The sequence below is a fragment of the Desulfurellaceae bacterium genome, from assembly GCA_021296095.1.
Lineage (GTDB): Bacteria > Desulfobacterota > Binatia > Bin18 > Bin18 > JAAXHF01.
The window spans coordinates 40,579-57,841 of the sequence record JAGWBB010000021.1; the positions used below are offsets into that span (position 1 = coordinate 40,579).

Annotated in this window: 14 protein-coding genes; 3 read left to right on the forward strand and 11 right to left on the reverse strand. The window is 61.4% G+C overall.

Going from position 1 to position 17,263, the window contains the following annotated elements:
• Positions 1 to 10: 10 nt before the first annotated feature.
• Positions 11 to 979, reverse strand: coding sequence for a glutathione S-transferase family protein (locus J4F42_07155; protein MCE2485274.1), 969 nt, complete (start codon positions 977 to 979; stop codon positions 11 to 13).
• A 53-nt stretch (positions 980 to 1,032) separates the two neighbouring features.
• Positions 1,033 to 1,800, reverse strand: coding sequence for a hypothetical protein (locus J4F42_07160; GenBank protein ID MCE2485275.1), 768 nt, complete (start codon positions 1,798 to 1,800; stop codon positions 1,033 to 1,035).
• Positions 1,801 to 2,172: 372 nt separating this feature from the next.
• On the opposite strand from J4F42_07160, the gene J4F42_07165 reads away from it, so the two are divergent.
• Both J4F42_07165 and J4F42_07170 read left to right on the forward strand, forming a co-directional pair.
• Positions 2,173 to 2,460, forward strand: coding sequence for a hypothetical protein (locus tag J4F42_07165; GenBank protein ID MCE2485276.1), 288 nt, complete (start codon positions 2,173 to 2,175; stop codon positions 2,458 to 2,460).
• Positions 2,457 to 2,732, forward strand: coding sequence for a hypothetical protein (locus tag J4F42_07170; protein ID MCE2485277.1), 276 nt, complete (start codon positions 2,457 to 2,459; stop codon positions 2,730 to 2,732). The genes J4F42_07165 and J4F42_07170 overlap by 4 nt, the downstream gene beginning before the upstream one ends.
• A 350-nt stretch (positions 2,733 to 3,082) precedes the next feature.
• On the opposite strand, the gene J4F42_07175 is transcribed toward J4F42_07170, so the two are convergent.
• Positions 3,083 to 3,688, reverse strand: a complete 606-nt coding sequence (locus J4F42_07175) for a hypothetical protein (GenBank protein MCE2485278.1) — start codon at positions 3,686 to 3,688, stop codon at positions 3,083 to 3,085.
• A gap of 79 nt (positions 3,689 to 3,767) precedes the next feature.
• Here J4F42_07175 and J4F42_07180 point away from each other — a divergent pair, with 79 nt between their 5' ends.
• Positions 3,768 to 4,739: a zinc-binding dehydrogenase gene (locus J4F42_07180; protein ID MCE2485279.1), complete on the forward strand. Its 972-nt coding sequence runs from the start codon at positions 3,768 to 3,770 to the stop codon at positions 4,737 to 4,739.
• Here J4F42_07180 and J4F42_07185 read toward each other — a convergent pair whose 3' ends face one another.
• The 8 genes from J4F42_07185 to J4F42_07220 all read right to left on the reverse strand — a co-directional run.
• Positions 4,740 to 6,023, reverse strand: a complete 1,284-nt coding sequence (locus J4F42_07185; protein MCE2485280.1) for a DUF1329 domain-containing protein — start codon at positions 6,021 to 6,023, stop codon at positions 4,740 to 4,742.
• A 52-nt stretch (positions 6,024 to 6,075) separates the two neighbouring features.
• On the reverse strand, positions 6,076 to 7,401 hold the full coding sequence (locus J4F42_07190; protein MCE2485281.1) for a hypothetical protein: 1,326 nt from the start codon (positions 7,399 to 7,401) through the stop codon (positions 6,076 to 6,078).
• Positions 7,358 to 8,470: an AMIN domain-containing protein gene (locus J4F42_07195; GenBank protein ID MCE2485282.1), complete on the reverse strand. Its 1,113-nt coding sequence runs from the start codon at positions 8,468 to 8,470 to the stop codon at positions 7,358 to 7,360. Before J4F42_07195 ends, J4F42_07190 begins: the two co-directional genes overlap by 44 nt.
• Before the next feature lie 145 nt (positions 8,471 to 8,615).
• Complete coding sequence (locus J4F42_07200; GenBank protein ID MCE2485283.1) at positions 8,616 to 9,413, reverse strand: outer membrane lipoprotein-sorting protein; 798 nt, start codon at positions 9,411 to 9,413, stop codon at positions 8,616 to 8,618.
• A gap of 21 nt (positions 9,414 to 9,434) precedes the next feature.
• Complete coding sequence (locus tag J4F42_07205) at positions 9,435 to 11,951, reverse strand: RND family transporter (protein MCE2485284.1); 2,517 nt, start codon at positions 11,949 to 11,951, stop codon at positions 9,435 to 9,437.
• Between the two features lie 11 nt (positions 11,952 to 11,962).
• Positions 11,963 to 14,443: an RND family transporter gene (locus tag J4F42_07210; protein MCE2485285.1), complete on the reverse strand. Its 2,481-nt coding sequence runs from the start codon at positions 14,441 to 14,443 to the stop codon at positions 11,963 to 11,965.
• Positions 14,440 to 16,944 (reverse strand): RND family transporter, encoded by a 2,505-nt coding sequence (locus J4F42_07215; protein MCE2485286.1) that lies wholly within the window; start codon positions 16,942 to 16,944, stop codon positions 14,440 to 14,442. Before J4F42_07215 ends, J4F42_07210 begins: the two co-directional genes overlap by 4 nt.
• Positions 16,945 to 17,015: 71 nt before the next feature.
• The coding region (locus J4F42_07220) for an MMPL family transporter (GenBank protein ID MCE2485287.1) at positions 17,016 to 17,263 on the reverse strand (248 nt) is incomplete at its 5' end.

A 17,263-nucleotide genomic window follows, 5' to 3' on the forward strand; every position in this document is an offset into this window, starting at 1 on the left:
CCCCTGCTGTTCAGACTCGGGCGTCCTCGGCGGCAAAAATCCGGGCCGGGCCTTTGGGCACGATGCCGGTCGGATTGACCCGGCCGATGCCGTAATAGCCGTGCTTGATGTGGTGAAAATCCACCGTCTCTTCAATGCCCGGCACCCGGTATAGGCGCCTGAGGTAGGCCGACAGATTCGGATAGTCAGCCACCCGCCGCAGGTTGCACTTGAACAGCCCGTGATAGGCGACATCAAACCGAATCAGCGTCACAAACGCCCGCCAGTCGGCCTCGGTGATCCGCTCGCCGCACAGATACGAACGGCCGCGAAGCCGCTCCTCCAACTCGTCCAGACACCCGAACACGTCGCTCACCGCCTCGTCGTAGGCAGCCTGGGAGACCGCAAAGCCGGTGCGGTACACGCCGTTGTTCAGCGCCTCGTACATACGCGCGTTCAGCTGGTCAATCTCCGCCCGCAGTTCCGACGGATAGAAATCGACCGAGGCGTCGCCATAGGCGTCAAAGGCGCTGTTCAGCATGCGGATGATGTCGGCCGACTCGTTGTTGACCATGGTGTGGCGGGCTTTGTCCCACAGCACCGGTACCGTCGTCCGGCCGCTGAAATGCGGGTCGGCCCGGGTGTAGAGTTCATGGACATAGCGGATATTGTACAGCGGGTCGGGAATCGAACCGGGGTAGTCGCCGAACTCCCAGCCCTCTTTGCCCATGGCCGGAAAGGAGAGCGACACCGAGATCACGTCTTCGAGTTTCTTGAGCTTGCGGTAGGCCAGGGTACGACACGCCCAGGGACACACCAGGGCGATATACAAATGGTAGCGACCCGGCTCGGCCTTGAAGCCGCCCACGCCGGTCGGACCGGGTGAGCCGTCGGGCGTGACCCAGTTGCGAAAGGTCGAGTCCCGACGGACAAAACGGCCCTGGGCGTCGGTCGGTTGTGGCGCCTGCGCGTCGTCTACCCATTTTCCGTCAATAAGCATGCTCGCCTCCTGTTGGTGTGGGCGTCCTACACGGTGGTGATTCCGGCTGTGTTTTACAACTCCATCGGCAGCACCAGATACTCGTCATAGATGAAGTCCCGGTGTTCGACCAGGGCCGGGTCGACCACGGCACTGATCTCCGGGTCGGCCGCCTCAAAGGCTTTGCGCAGCCCCTCGACCATCGGGCATTTGTCCGGCGGCAGGGGCGCGACCAGGGCGGCAAAGGTCGCCCAGTACACGTCCAGGGCGGTCAGGCTGTCGCCGAGCAGAAAGCGACCTGGGTGGGCGTGGAGCTGCTCGGACAACAGCTGCAAGACCTCAATCGTCCGTTTACGGACCTGGGGGCCGACGCCGGGCCGATAGCCGTACTTCGAGCCAAGATACTGGGCGGCACCGGCATCCATGGGAAACTCGACTGCGGGGTCGAGCGCCCGATCAACCAGCACCAGCCGTATGCTCCAGCCAAAGCCCAGCTCACCGCAGACTTCGTGGGCCAGCCCGAACATGAGCGCCCGCTGGGCCGGGTCTTCGGGAATCAGCCGCGGCTCGGGCGCCAGCCGTTCGGCCAGCAGCAGGATTTCGGCCCAGCCCGAGCGGGCGGGTTCGTTCTCGTACATAATCGCCGGGCCGCTATCGACCCCGGTCCATTCGACCAGGGCCGAGTTGTCGCCACCCGGGAGATAGCGCGTGGCCACACACGGAAGCTGCTTGATGTGAAAGAAGCCCTTGGCCGCCTCGCCCCACGGGCTGGGCGCCCCACCGACAAACGCGCCACGCAGCCCAGGGCTGTTCTTGGCCGTTGCAACATCGACAAATTCCATCTCTCGTCCTCCTGTTATGAATTATCGACCGATGTTTACACAAATCATCCGGTGCGATAAGCCTGCCCAACAGAAAGGAGCGGGGCGACCGACCGGTCGCCCCTACCGGGCGTATCGCCATGATCCACAAGCTCAAACCCTATACTGCCTATAAGGACTCCGGCGTGGAGTGGTTGGGGGAGGTGCCAGCGCACTGGGAGGTTCTTCCAAATCGCGCGACGTTTTCCGAGGTGAATGACCGAGGACATCCACGAGAACAAATGCTCTCCGTGACAATCGCCGGGGGTGTTGTTCGACAAATGGTTGACCGGGTGTTCGACTTTTGGTCGTTCAGGTGTTGACAAAACGCACACGTTGGATGACGATTCGTCCGTGGAGACGCGCTTCGATTGGAGTACGGAGAAGAACCAACAACTCGTTGAGCAGCGAGGAATCTCCTTCGAGCGTGTCATCGCTGCTATCGAACAAGGTGGTCTGGTGAACGTACTGGAACACCCCAATCAGGAACGATACCCGGGACAGCTGATCTACGTAGTGGACATCGAACAATACCTCTCCCTCGTCCCCTTTGTGACTGAGGCGGACGGCTCGCGGTTCCTGAAGACGATCATCCCCAGCCGGAAGGCAACGCGGGACTATCAGAGGAGGCAATCATCGTGAACGACCAGCTGAATTCCGAAGAGCGGGACATTGTGGAGAAGTTTGAGCGGGGCGAATTGCGGTCTGCTCGTGGGGCTGAACGTGAGATGGAGACCGCACGTCAGGCGGCCCGCAACACCTTTCACAAGACCCGGCGGGTCAATCTGCGGGTGACCGAACGTGACTTCAACCTCGCCCACGCGCGGGCGCGGGAGGAAGGCATCCCGTATCAGACGCTTTTGTCGAGCGTCATCCACAAGTACTTATCGGGCCGGCTGACGGAGAAGATATAAGCGGTCACCTTGGAATTTTTCATGACAAAGAGTCAACATTTGTGGTTGAGGATAGCCCAGTTGCTTTCGGACCCAGGGTTTTTTGATGCGGAAAGCGAGCCGGTTTTAGCCGACTATCCCCTGTTCAATGCGCACGGCTTGGGACAAGCGCGTCGCCACCCGGGATATAGCGCGTGGCCACACACGGGAGCTGCTTGATGTGAAAGAAGCCCTTGGCCGCTTCACCCCACGGGCTGGGCGCCCCGCCGACAAACGCGCCCGTAGCCCAAGGCTGTTCTTGGCCGTTGCAACGTCTACAAATTCCATCTCTCGTCCTCCTGTTCTTCTTGCGAGTCGATTTTAATGAGATTCTACGGAATCCAAATAGAGAGCTTGTCCTTATGTTGAAGGAGAAGGGACGATATCTCTTCGGCCACGTAATCAAAGTAGTTTCCGCCCTCTGCACCTGTGAAATAATCGTGGCTTTTCAGGAACCAGCGCCGAGCTATGCTCACATGCAACAGCGGGAAGATATTGGTTTTCTCAGGGTCGAAGTCTCTCGTCCGCTGTCTAAATTGATCTCCTAATTTCTTGGTGTTCCAGTGGCGGTAGTTTTTCGGATTCTCCCCTACACTTTGCCTGGCGAACTCGAAGGCAAAAGAGCCAAACGTGAAGACTATTTTCGGGTTGTGCCTGGTTAAAAGATCACCAAAATCGGACGTTTCTTTTTCGATATTGCCGTCTTTCTCTTCGGGGTCTTGTACGGCATTTCGCACATATAGCCTATCGGTCCTAACCCTTCGACGGTCGGCCAAGAATACCTGTTCTTGAATTCCATCCAGAATCGGAGTCCAAATATTATGGCGTGCGGGATGCCTCGGATCGAGAGGGTATTCGAGAGCATTCTCCCAAGTTTTAGGGTTGGAATCCCCAATTAGCCAAATGGGAAATTTCCTTGAACCAGATTCTCTCTGCATATTTCACCTCCTGGGATATCACCGCTGTTTACACACATCGGCCGGGGCGATAAGCCTGCCCAACAGAAAGGAGCCGCCTATGAAAGCCATGCGCGCCGCCGAGTTCGGCGGACCGGAAAACCTCCGTTTGGAAGACGCCCCCGAGCCCGAGCTGCGAGACGGCCATGTCCTGATTCGAGTCAGGGCCACCGGCATCAACCCGGCAGACCTCGTCCGCATGTCCGGCCGCTATCCGCAACGCCTGCCCCTGCCGTATATCCCGGGCACGGATGTGGCCGGAGAGGTGGAGGCGGTAGCAGCCGACATCAGCCACGTCAGCGTCGGCGACCGGGTCTTCGGCCGCTCAATCAACGGCGGCGGCTATGCCGAGAAAGCCTGCCTGCCGGGACCCGAGACCATCCCCCTGCCGGACACGCTGTCGTTTGCCGAGGGCGCGGCCATCCCGGTTCCGTTCTATACCGCCTACGTGGCGGTCCACCATAAAGCCCAGCTCAAGGCTGGTGAGACCGTGCTCGTCTCGGCCGGTGGCGGCGGGGTCGGCGTGGCTGCAGTGCAGCTGGCCAAAGTGTGTGGCGCGCGGGTGATTACCACCGTCGGCTCGGCCGACAAGGCGGCCAGGATACAAGCCCTGGGCGCCGACTCGGTGATCAACTATAAGACCCACGACTTTGCGGCCGAGGTGCGGCGGCTGACCGACGACAGGGGAGTAGAGGTCATCCTTGAGAATGTGGCCGCCGACAATCTGGCCCAGGACTTTTCGGCGCTGGCCCGGAACGGCCGGATTGTCCTGATCGGCAGCGGCACCGCTAAAGCGCCCGAGGCTGCGTTTATGGTCGGTCCGGCCCTGTTCAAAGACGCCGCCATCTACGGCATGGCCCTGGGCAACTCGGCAACCCATGTCCCGGAGCTGGCCCGCAGCCTGGTCCCGCTGTTTGCTGCGGGCCAGCTGAAAGCCGTGGTGCATCAGACCTATCCCCTGGCCCAGGCGCAGCGCGCTCTTGGCGATCTGGTGGCGAGTCGGGTGTTCGGCAAGCTGGTGCTGGTCCAGTGATCATTTGCCCTTGAGCATCAGGGTCATCACGCTGAACTGGGTGTCGCTCATGGGTCGATTGTGAAAGATTTTGAAAATCTGAAACGTGTTGGACATCTCCAGCTGATAATCAATCGAGGCCTGGGCGGCGGTCTGGGGAAACCACTCGGCGTTATCCCAGGGGTTATAGTCCGGGTGACGGTAGACCAGCAGAAAGGTGCGTTTGTGATTGCCGTCGTGGTCGTAGGCAAGAGCAAACAGCGGGACTGAGGTCTGGACATCCAGATACAGCAGGCGGCGACTGTACAGGGGGTGGGAATTCTTGGGCGTCATCTCCAACACATCGGCGTGGCGCAGCTCCCACGGATCGGTCAGATACCACGTGCCGCGTCCGCCCCAGGTCGGCTCGGCCGCCTTGATCGGCCCCGGGGTCAGCACGACCCGGCGGCCCAGATATGTCCAGTCGTAATCGTGGATATAGCCCAGGAAGCCCGACCGGTCCTCAATCAGCACGACGCCGTTGCCGGGCGAAACATACGGGTTATACACAATTTTGCGGGTGCGACGGGTCTTGGGGTCGTAGGCCCACTGATCGTTGGCCAGCCGGTCGTCGTTGTAGAGCACACTCAGGATCTGATTGCCCTCCGAATCCGAGGGGGCGACCATCATCGTATACTGCTTCGAGAAGACGCCCTGCTTCTGCCACGGCGCGACGTTTTCGTCTGACGCCGGCCGGTGCATGCCGTGCTTGAAGGAAAACAGGAAGCGCTGTTCGCGCTCCACCGTTCCGCTGCCGTTGCGCAGCCCGTTCGAGGCCCACATCAGGGCGGTTTCGCCCTGGTCCCGATAGCGGTGGTTCCAGGCCATCTTGAGACCGGCCTGGGGGTCGCCGACCTCAACAACCGGAAAGGGCCGGCCGGCCACATAGTTGCCGAGCGTACCCTCGCCGAGCGTCACCCCGGCGGCGTGCTGGACGGTCGCGTCGATAAACGCCTGGCGCAGCGGAGTATCGGTCGTTTCGCGGATAGTGACCGAAAAATCGCCGGCCTCGACATAGCGCACAATCTCCGGCGGCAGCACCTCTGTGGCCAGCTGGGCGGTTGACGAGTCGAGCGTCATGCCCGGGGTGATGCCCTCGACCTGCGGAAAGCCGTCCTGATACGGGAAAAATCCGGCCAGGACGGACGCTCGGCCCTGGCCGGCAGCAGCCCCGGCCGACATGAGTCCGAGGATACACATGAGGCTGAAAATCCGGGAAATCTGCGAAATCTGCAAAGTCTGCAAAATCTGATGAATACGGCGCATTATTCCTTCTTTCCGATGTGGCACGGGCAGGCCCGGCGGCCGGCCCCTCCATTCACAGAGAAAACGAGCGTTTGACCTCCAGAAAAACCCGGCCGTTTCTACCCGTAAAATAGCCCCGTCTCAGCCGCCGTGCCGGAGCCGCGTACTGGCCGAAGAAGCCCGAGCGGGGCCCGATAAAGAAGTCCGCGCCGAGCGTGACCGACAGATAATCGGTGAGCTGATACTCGATCTGGGGCCGGATCAGCAACTCCCCGAAATTGATACCGTACAGGGCGATCAGTTCGGGAAACAGCGTTTCGTTGATGAAGTCGGCGCGCAGAAAGACCGAGACGATATTGTTGACCGCCTCGTCCGGAATATCGCTGGGCTTGTTGAAGATCACGTTCTGAAAAAACTGGAAGTTGGCCATCAGGTTGTCGTTGACCGTCCAGTCCAGGCCCAGCACATAGGACAAAAACTCGCGCTGGCGGATACCGTCCGCATCCCGGAGGTCGGTCGACACAAAATGTTGTCCCAGTTTCAGCCCGCCTTCGCCCCGGATGACGAACACGTCAAAGGCGTAGTTGAAGGTCCCGCCCAGCAGGTGAAAGCGGGTGTGGCGCGGCTCAACCAGAAACCGGTTGCCGCCAATCGTGCGCCGGAAGCCGACCGGGAAATCGCTCCAGGCGTAAAAATAATTCAGCGACACGTCCATATTGCGCATGAAGCGGGTGACCCGAAAGCCGACCTCGGAATCGCTCAGCCGGCCGTCCCGGGGTTTTTTGGTCTTGGCCAGCTGGATCGCAGGAGATTGCAGGAACAGGTCGAGCTGTCCGCTCTCCCGGAACTGCCACTCGCTGCCCAGGTCTGCGGGCCGGTTGTCCTCAAAGTCGAGAAACCACACGCCCTCAAACACCCAGTCGCCGAAGGTGTAATCGAGCCGTGTGCCCCACAGCGGGATGCGCGCGTCAATGAAGTCGTCGAGGATGAACTCCCGAAAATCCTGGGGATTGATGACATCCAGAATCCGCAGGCCGAGCGATTCGCCCCACACCACCTGCTGGCGGCCGACCCGCAGGTCAAAATCGCCCTGGACGATTTCGAGATACAGCTCACGCAGCTCGGCCTGGAAAAAATCGCCGCTGGCCCAGCGGTCAATCGGCCCGGCGCCAAAGTCGTGGGTGTTGCTCTCCAGGTGGTTGGCCGGATCGATCAGCGCCCGCCCGATCGAGGTCAGGGTCATCCAGTCGCTCAGCTCGATATCAACGTCGATCTCCAGCCAGTTCTGGGCCTTGGAGAACTGACGCGGCGAGTACAACCGAAAGGCGGTCTCGTTTTTGATGAAGGCCACCCCGTCAATCCGCTCCTGCCACAGCTGGTGGACCCAGCTCGGCAGCATACTTTTTTCGTCCTCCGGTCACGGCCGGAACAAATGCCTGGCGGGTGGGCGGCGGCGCCGGAGGCGGCGCGGGCGCGGGAGCTTCAGCCACAGTGGGCGCGGTCGGGGCCGGACGCGGTGCGGCCGGTGTCCGGGCGGCCAGGGCGGTCGTACCCGGCCGCCGAAACAACACCTGGGCTTGCACTCCCTCAGCCGGCGACTGGGCAAAGACCAGACGCAGCCGGTTTTCCTGCTGGCGTACCTCAAACGGCGGGATTTGGCTGCCGCTCAGGTCAACCACAAAGCGCAGCCGGTCCGAATGAGAGCCGACCCGCACCGCGCTGACCAGGGCGTCGCGCGCCGTGTAGCGTGCCGACGGCCCGGGCGCGACCGGCCCGGTCACATCGAGCACCAGCCGGGGCGGGTCGGACAGGGCAAAAGACCGTACGCTGTGGGGCGACTGGGAGAACACGAAGCTGAGCGCCTGGCGGTCGTCCTCAAGCCCGAGCTGGAGTTCGTCCAGGTGCAGCCCGGCCGCCGCAGGCGTCGCTTCGCCGGACGCGGTCGGGGCGGAGGCCTGCGGCCGAGCGGACGGGGCGGCTGGGGTCGCGGACGCCGTCTGACCGGACGCGGTGCGGAGCGGCGGAAAGAGCTGCCGGCTGGCCTCGCGGGCGTCCCCCGGGGTTTGGACAAGCGCGCTCAGCCGCGTGCCGTCGTGCTCGATGGTATAGCTTGGCAGGCTGTCGGTCTTGAAGTCGAGTACAAAGCGCAGGCGCTGGGGATGCGCGCCCTGGCGGATACGCCACACGGTCTCGTCGTGGGTTGTATAGCTGGTCGAGATCGTCCCCTGGGCCGGACCACTGACATCGATGACCAGCCGGGGCGGGTCGGACAGGCCAAAGGCTTTCACCTCGGTCGGGGCGGTCGAGAAGCGCCAGTTCAGCCGCTTGTGGCCGGCGGTGGATTCGAGCCGGAGTTCCTGGACCTCAAGCACGAGCGGCCCGGAAGCCCGCAGTTCAGCGGTCTGGGGACCGAGTCCGACAAAGAGTCCGAGCCAGCCCAAGGTGATAATCCGACGCAGTGTTTTCATGTGTCTTGACCGTGAGCCGTCAGGTGCGCCAGATTTCAGCTCCCCACTCCGGCATCCGCCCTCCGAGCCTCAGAGCGCCCCCTCGCACGGGCGGCGCTCTTCAGCATTCATCGTTCAGCATTCATCGTTCAGCATTCAGCATTATCTAGGGCGCGCCCTTGCGCAGGGAACGCTCGGTGAACAGACTCTCCCGAAAGCCCTGGTTGAATTTCACATTGCTGATATCCAGCTCGGTCTTGTGACCGGTGAGCTGATTTTCGACCACCGTTTTTCTCCAGTTCCAGATGCCGTCGATCTGCACCCAGTCCTGGTACATGATCTTGAGCAGGCGACCCTTGCGGTCGTAGAACTCGATCTTGGGCGTTGTCCAGGTCTCGGCATTCACCCAGGTCAGCTTCTTGCTGTAGATGTAGTTTTCCTTTTTGGCCACCGCCTGGACCACATACAGCTTGGTGCCGTTGTTCTGTTCAACCCGGACCAGGGTGTGGGTGTCTTCCTCAACCTCGCGGTCGCCCATGTCGTCGTAGATCATGTCGCTGCCCATGAACGAGTTTTCCTTGTCGCCCGAGGCAATCCGCCGCACCTTGCGCAGGGCCGGCAGATAGATCCACTGGTCGTCGTCGGCATCGGCGTCCTCCTGGGACCAGTTCAGGAAGGTGGTGTCTTTGACATCCGGCGGCGAGCTGAAATAGATGAACGACTTGCTCGACAGCCCGTCATTGCCGTCATAGTCCTTCCAGTAGCGCAGGGTGTGACGCTTGCGCTGTTTACCGGCCTTATTGGTCAGCGTCCAGCTCGCCTCAGACACCTGATCGTCGCCGTCTTCGCGCTCATCAACATTGATCGCAATCTGGAGGCCGCTCGGCTCGCCCGGAATCTCTTCCGCTCCGGCGGGCACGGGGGCCAACAGCATAACTCCAGCCACTAGCAGAACAGTTCGCATAATCTTTCTCCTTCCTCTCGCTTAGGCCCTGTCTTCAGGGCGGGTTGTCACAACAGCCCCGTTGTGTGGACCGTACACAAAACGGGGCTTCCACGTATTCAACATCACCGGCAGCAGCGTCATCGAGGCCACCAGGCACGCCCCCATGTTCAGCGCCATCATCGCTCCCAGATAGTAGTTGGGCAGGAATTTCGAGGTCAGAAAGACGAGGAAGCCACCGATGACCACGACGGCATTGAAGAAGATGGCTTTGCCCGAGGTCACCATGGTGGCCAGGGTGATCGCTTCCGGGTCGGTCAATCCCTCACGCACTTTGAGCCGATACTTGTTGAGAAAATGAATCGTATAGTCGATCCCGACCCCGATGACCATCGAGGCGGTGAGCGATTTGCCGATTTCCAGCGGGCTCTGGAGCAGGCCCAGCAGACCGAAGCTGAAGATGATCACCACCCCGATGGGAATGACCGTGATCAGACCGGCCGTGAGCGACCGGAACATGAGCGCGGTGAGGACGAACACCGCCCCCAACGAGGTGACCAGGCTGGCAGCCTGGCTGCTGACGACCAGCTCGCTCATCCGGTTGACAAAATACCCGTTGCCGGCAAAGCCGATACGAAAGCCGCTTTGGGTCTCCCAGTTGGTGATCGTCGGCTCGATGTTGACCAGCCAGCGCCCCAGGCGGATGGACAGCGGATCGCGGTGGCTCAGCTGTCCGTTATCGACCAACTCCGCCCGCCCGAACTGCTCCTCGGCAAAGTCTTGAGCCCGCTGGACCACCCGCAGCACATCGTCGGTGCTGTCGGAGCGCAGGTAAAACGCCACGTTGGCGTGCTGGTAGTCATAATCGACGACCTCGTCGAAATCGTCCGGGTCGCCGGAGAACGAGTACAGCAGCAGGTACTGGGCCACCAGGTCACGGTCGGTCGGCACGACCTCCATCTCGGGCCGGTCCTCGTTCATGATCCGGTTCATGCGCTTGACGTACTCGGCGATGGACACCGAGCCGCCGACCATGGGGTCCTGTTCGACCTCGGCCTGCAGCAGGTCGAGTTTGGCCAGCAGACCGGGATCTTTGAGCCGGTCGGGCTCATGCCCCTCGATCACCACATACACGGGCGTCGTGCCCTGGAAGGTGTCCCGCAAGATCCGATCCGCAGTGCGGACCGGACTGTCGGGATGAAAGATGCCGATGGGTGAGGAATCGACCGGAATATAGCGGCTGCCGACCAGACACAGGCCAACAATCCCCAGCGTCGGCAGCCACACCAGCAGCGGCCGCCGGGCCACACCTCGGCCCAGGACGGCCAGCGTCCGGGCCGCCCAGCCGGTCGCCGCCAGGTCACCGCTGCGCCGCATCTGGCGCACCAGACCCCGGCTGACCTTGGCCGGCAGCATGGACAGCAGGGCCGGGAAGAGGGTCAGGGAGAAGACCATGGCCGCCAGCACGCCAAAGGCGGTGAAAAATCCGAACTGACGGATCGGGGGCATCGGAGCGGCCACAAACGACAGGAAGCCCGCCGCCGTGGTCAGCGAGGTGAACACCACCGGCCGCCACATCTCGCACAGGGCGGCCACGGTCGCCTCGGACGAGGACAGCTGCGGGTGCTCCAGAAGTTCGTCGTAGTAGCGGCTCAGAATATGAATGCCGTCGGCCACCCCGATCGCCATCAGCACAACCGGCAGCATGGTCGAAATGAAGAACATCGGGACTTCGAGCGCCGCCATCAGCCCCAGGGTCCAGATCACCGCTCCGACCACCACCACCAGGGGCAGGAGCACGCCGCGCAGACTCCGGTAGGTACAGTACAGCGCCCCGAGCACGACCAGCACGACCAGGGGCAGGAAGGTCTGCATGTCCTCACGCCCATAGTCACCGACCATCACCTCGATGGCGCCCCGGCCGGCGATATAAAAGGCTTCAGGCGCCCCGGCATCCTGCTGGGCCTGGACCATGTGTTCGATCGCGCTATAGACGGCCATCCGGCGCGCCACTCCCTCAAGCGTCCCCCCGGACTCCTCCATTTTGGCCATAATCAGCAGCCCGGTGCTGTCCTGCGACACCAGCCAGTTGACGTACATTGGGTTGCCGAACAGATTCTCTTTGAGCGCGCCCAGCGCCTCGGGCGTGTCCGGCACGTCCTCCATGAACGGGTTGACGGCCATGCCGTCGGCCGTGCCGGTGATATTATCCATGGTCGCTACGCTGGCGATGTCTTCATCCCGGACCGCCTTGATGCCCGGCAACAGGGCAATCTGCTCGGACAGGTCTTTGACAATGCCCAGCGTGCGCGGGTTGAACACGCCGTTTTCGGCCGGGTTGGTGTTCAGCACGCCAATGACAATCAGGTCACGGATGCCAAAGCGGTCTTCGACCAGGTCACTGTAGTGCAGGACCGGATCGTCGGTTGGAATCATGGCCTCGGCATCGCTCTCAAAGCGCAGCGTGCTCATTTGCACCCAGGCCAGCCCAGTGCAGCCCAGGACCAGGCCGATAGTCAGCCACCGAAAGCGGAGGATGGTGCGAAAGACGGCTTCCATGACGCCTTGCCTCAGAGCACGTTCTCCCGGCCGTACACAAACCGGGGTTTACAGGTATTCAGGATGGCCGGCAGAACCGTCATCGACACCAGCAGACAGGCGCCCATGTTGAGCATCAGCATGGCGCCCAGATAAAAATTGGGCATAAAGTTGGAACTCAGAAACACGGCAAAACCGCCGATGACCACCACCGCATTAAAAAAGATGGCCTTGCCCGAGGTCGCCATGGTCGCCACGGTGATGGCGGTCGGCTGGCTCAGCCCGCTGCGGACCTTGAGCCGGTATTTACTCAGAAAGTGAATCGTGTAGTCGATGCCGATGCCGATCACCATCGACGAGGTCAGGGCCTTGCCGATCTCAAGCTCAAGGCCGAACAGGCCCATCACGCCAAAGCTGAAGATGATCACAATGCCGATCGGGATGACGTTGACCAGACCGGCGACCACGGAGCGGAACATGAACGCGGTCAGCACAAAGACCGCGCCCAGCGAGACCAGCAGGCTCGACACCTGACCGCTGATGACCAGCTCGCTCAAGTGGTAGGTGAAATAGGCGCCGCCGGCAAAACCGATCCGAAAGCCCTGGTCCGTCTCCCAACCGGTCTGCACCGGCGCCAGGTCGAGCAGCCGGCGGCCGACCCGCAGCGCCAGCGGCTCGGCGTCGGCCTCGCCAGCCTGCTCTGCACGGCCAAACTCGGCCAGGGCATAGTCCTGGACCTGTCTGACCACGTGGGCAATTTCCCGGCTGCTGTCCTCACGCAGGTAAAACGCCACGTTGGCGTACTGATAGTCGTAGTCGACCACCTCGTCGAAGTCGTCCGGCTCACCCGAGAAGGAGTACAGCAGCAGGTACTGGGCAACCAGGTCGCGGTTGGTGGGGATGACCTCCATCTCGGGCCGGTCTTCGTTCATCACCCGGTTCATGCGCTTGATGAACTCGGCGATGGACACCGAGCCGCCCACAATCGGGTTCTGCTCGGCCGCAGCCTGCATGCGGTCAATCTGCTGCAACAGGCCGGGGTCTTTGAGCCGGTCGGCCTCGTGGCCCTCGATCACGACGTACAGCGGGACGGTGCCCTGAAACTTCTGGCGCAGGACGCCCTCGGCGACGCGGATGGAGCTGGAGTCGGGAAAAATACGGATGGCCGAGGTGTTGACCACAATGCGCTGGGTGCCGGCCAGACACACCAGGACAACGACTACGCTCGGCACCCACACCAGCAGCGGACGCTGGGCCACGCTGCGGCCCAGCCAGGCCAGGCCCCGGGCCGCCCAGCCGGTGGCGGCCAGGTCACCGCTACGGGCCATCTGGCGGGCCAGGCCACGGCTGACCTTGACCGGCAGCATGGACAGCACCGCAGGCAGCAGGGTCAGCGATAAGACCATCGCCACCAGCACCCCGACGGCGGCAAACAGGCCAAAGTCGCGCTGGGGCGGCATGGGAGCGGTCAGAAACGACAGGAAGCCGGCCGCGGTGGTCAGCGAGGTCAGCATCACCGGCAGCCACATTTCGCTCATCGTGGCCACTACGGCCGTCGGTCCGTCGGTGTCCGGGTGTTCCAGAATCTCGTCGTAGTAGCGGCTCAGAATGTGAATCCCGTCCGCCACCCCGATCGCCATCAGGACGACCGGCATCATGGTCGAGATGAAGTACAGCGGAAAGCCGAGCCCGCCCATCAGACCCAGGGTCCAGATCACCGACCCGACCACCACCGCAAACGGCAGCAGTACGCCGCGCAGGCTGCGATAGGTCAGGTACAGCGTCAGCAGCACCACGCCGAGCACCAACGGCAGAAAGGTGGCCATGTCCTGGCGGCCGTAGCGGCCGACCGTGATCTCCATCGCCCCGCGGCCGGCCACATACAGCTGCTCGGGCACGCCGGCGTCGCGTTTGGCCTGGACCATGGCCTCGATGGCGTTATACGCCTCGGCGCGCTGGGCCAGCCCGGCGGTGTTATCCACCGCCGACTCCAGCTTGGCCATGATCAGCAGCCCGGTGCCGTCGCGCGACACCAGCCAATCGACATACATCTCGTTACGAAACAGATTGTTCCGCAGAGCGGCCAGCGCTTCCGGCGTGTCGGGCACGCTTTCCATGAACGGATCGACCGCCATGCCGTCGGCCGTGCCGGTGATATTGTCCATGGTCGCCACACTCGACACGTCCTCGTCGCGCACGGCCTTGATGCCGGGCAGCAGGGCGATCTTTTCGGACAGCTCCTTGACGATGGCCAGGGTGCGCGGGTTGAACACGCCGTTTTCGTCGGGATTCTCGTTCAGCACCCCGACCACGATGTTGTCGCGCATGCCAAAGCGGTCTTCGACCTGTTCCTTGTACATGCTGACCGGGTTGTCGGCCGGCACCATGGCGTCCAGATCGCTCTCAAAGCGCAGATGGTTGCGCAGCTGTCCCCAGGCGAGGACCGAGATGCCCAGGACCAGGGCAATGATCAGCCAGCGCAGGCGGATCACGACCTGAAAGAACGACTTCATGCCGAGGGGGCTCCCTCCTGCTCCCGACCGAAGCCGAGGCCCGCGTCCGGCTCTTGCGGCTCCGGCCGTACGACCACGGGCGAGGTCCTGGCGTACACAAAGCGAGGCTTCCAGGTGTTCAGAATCGCCGGCAACACCGTCATCGACACCAAGAGGCAGGCGCCCATATTCAGCGACAGCATCGCCCCCAGGTAAAAATTGGGCCGAAAGTTTGAGGTCAGGAAAACCAGGAAGCTCGCCGTCACAACCAGCGCATTAAAAAAGATGGCTTTGCCCGAGGTCGCCATCGTCGCGGCGGTAATCTTTTCCGGGTCCGTCAGGCCAGCGCGGACTTTAATCCGATATTTATTCAGGAAGTGGATCGTATAATCGATGCCAATCCCAATCACCATGGAGGCGGTCAGCGATTTGCCAACCTCCAGGGGGATGCCGAGGAGTCCAAGCAGGCCAAAACTGAAAATCATCACCAGACTGATCGGGATGATATTGATCAGCCCGGCGACCCAGGAGCGAAACATGAACGCCGTCAAGGAAAAGACCGCGACCAGGGAGACGACCAGACTCGCCAGCTGGCCGGACACGACCAGTTCGCTGAAACGGGTGGTCAGATAGCCATTGCCGGCAATCCCCAGCCGAAAACCGCTGTTGGTGTCCCAGCCGGTCACCGTCGGCTCAATGCCGGCCAGCCAGCGTCCAAAGCGGATAGACCACGGGTCCCGTGAGCCGGTATCGGCCGTGCCGGTATCGCCCGCCTGCCCAAACTCACGCACGGCAAAGTCTTGCACAATCCCAACCACGCGTTCGATGTCCTGGGTGCTGTCCGAGCGCACATAATCCACGATTTCATCAAAATCGTCCGGGTCGCCAGAGAAGGAATACAGCAACAGGTATTGGGCGACGAGGTCTTGCGAGTCCGGAATCACTTCCATTTCGGGCCGATCCTCGTTCATCACCCGGTTCATGCGTTTGATATACTCGGCTAAGGAGAGCGATCCGCCAACGATAGGGTCTTGTTCGACGACGGTTTGGAGGCGGTCGAGTTGGGCGAGCAGCCCCGGATCTTTGAGCAGATCGGGCTGATGTCCTTCAATCGCGATATACAGCGGCAGATTGCCTTGGAATGTCTCGCCCAAGACGGTATCCGCAATCCGCACCGGACTGTTGGGGTCGGACATCTTGATAAATGAGGTATCGACAAAAATGCGCTGCGCACCAAACAGACACACCAGCATGACACCGGTTGTCACGCCCCACACCACGAGTGGTTTTCGCGCCACGCCGACGCCTAAGCGGGACAGCGTCCGGGCCGCCCAGCCCGTCGCCGCCAGGTCACCACTGCGGCCCATCTGGGCGCGCAAGCCACGGCTGACCTTGACCGGCAGGAGGCTTAACAGGGCCGGAAAAAAGGTGATGGAGAAGACCATCGCGGCCAAGACGCCAATGGAGGTAAAGATGCCGAAATAGCGGATCGGGAGAATGCTGGCGGTCAGGAAGGAGAGAAACCCGGCCGCCGTCGTCAGCGAGGTGAAGACCACCGGCTGCCACATCTCTCGCATCGCGGCGAGGACCGCATCGGCCGAGGAAACGTCCGGGTGTTGCAAGACCTCGTCGTAATAGCGGCTCAGAATATGAATCCCATTTGCCACCCCGACCGCCATCAGGATGACCGGCATCATGGTCGAAATGGAGTACATCGGCACACCCACGGTCGCCATAATGCCTAAGGTCCACATCACGGAGGCGCCGACCACCGCCAAGGGGAGCAAGACGCCGCGCACACTCCGATAGGTAAAATACAGCGTGCCGAGGACAATCACGAGGAAGGTCTCCATGTCCTGCCGCATCCCCTCCTCAAAGGTGACCTCCAGAGCGCCTTGGCCCGCAACATGGAATTCCTCTGGAGCGCCGGCCGCTTTTTTCGCCGCAACCATGTCCCGGATCGTCGTATAAACAGCCATCCGTCTGGCCGTACCCTCGAGAGTCCCTCCGCCAGGCTCCATTTTGGCCGTGATAAGCATCCCGGTACCGTCCTGGGAGACGATCCAATTCACGAACATCGAGTTGTGAAACAGAGCCTGCTGTAATGCGGCGAGTGACTCGGGTGAGTGCGGCACCGTTTCCATGAACGGATCAACGGCCATGCCGTCCGCCGTACCGGTGATATTATCGAGCGTGGCCACACTCGCCACGTCTTCGATGCCGGGCAGCAGGGCGATCTTTTCCGAGAATTCTTTGATCGTGGCCAAGGTCCGTGGATTAAAGACGCCGTTTTCGTCCGGATTTTTATTCAGCACCCCAATAACAATCAGGTCGCGAATACCGAAACGCTCCTCGACCAGGTCGTTATAACTCATAACCGGGTCGTTTTGGGGAATAAAAGCGTCGGCATCGCCCTCAAAGCGGAGCGACTGCACCTGGATCCAGGCCAGGCCGGTACAGGCCAGAACAAGGCCAATGACCAGGAAACGAAAGCGGATGATCAAGCGGAAAAATGAATCCATTCTTACCGTAGCTCCTTATACTTCTGGCACTTCCAAATGGATGTAGATACGAGTGCGTGAGTTCACAGATATCAGGCCTCAGATTCTTGGACGGCCACGAGTCGCGCTTCTTTATTGCCATACACAAAACGCGGTTTAAACCGATTCAAGATCGCCGGCAGGACCGTCATCGAGACGATCAAGCAGGCTCCCATACTGAGAGACAGCATGACACCCAGGTAAAAGAGGGACTCGAAGTTTGAGGTGAGAAAAATCAGGAAGCCGCCGATAACCACGACCGCATTAAAAAAGATGGCCTTGCCGGAGGTGGCCATCGTGG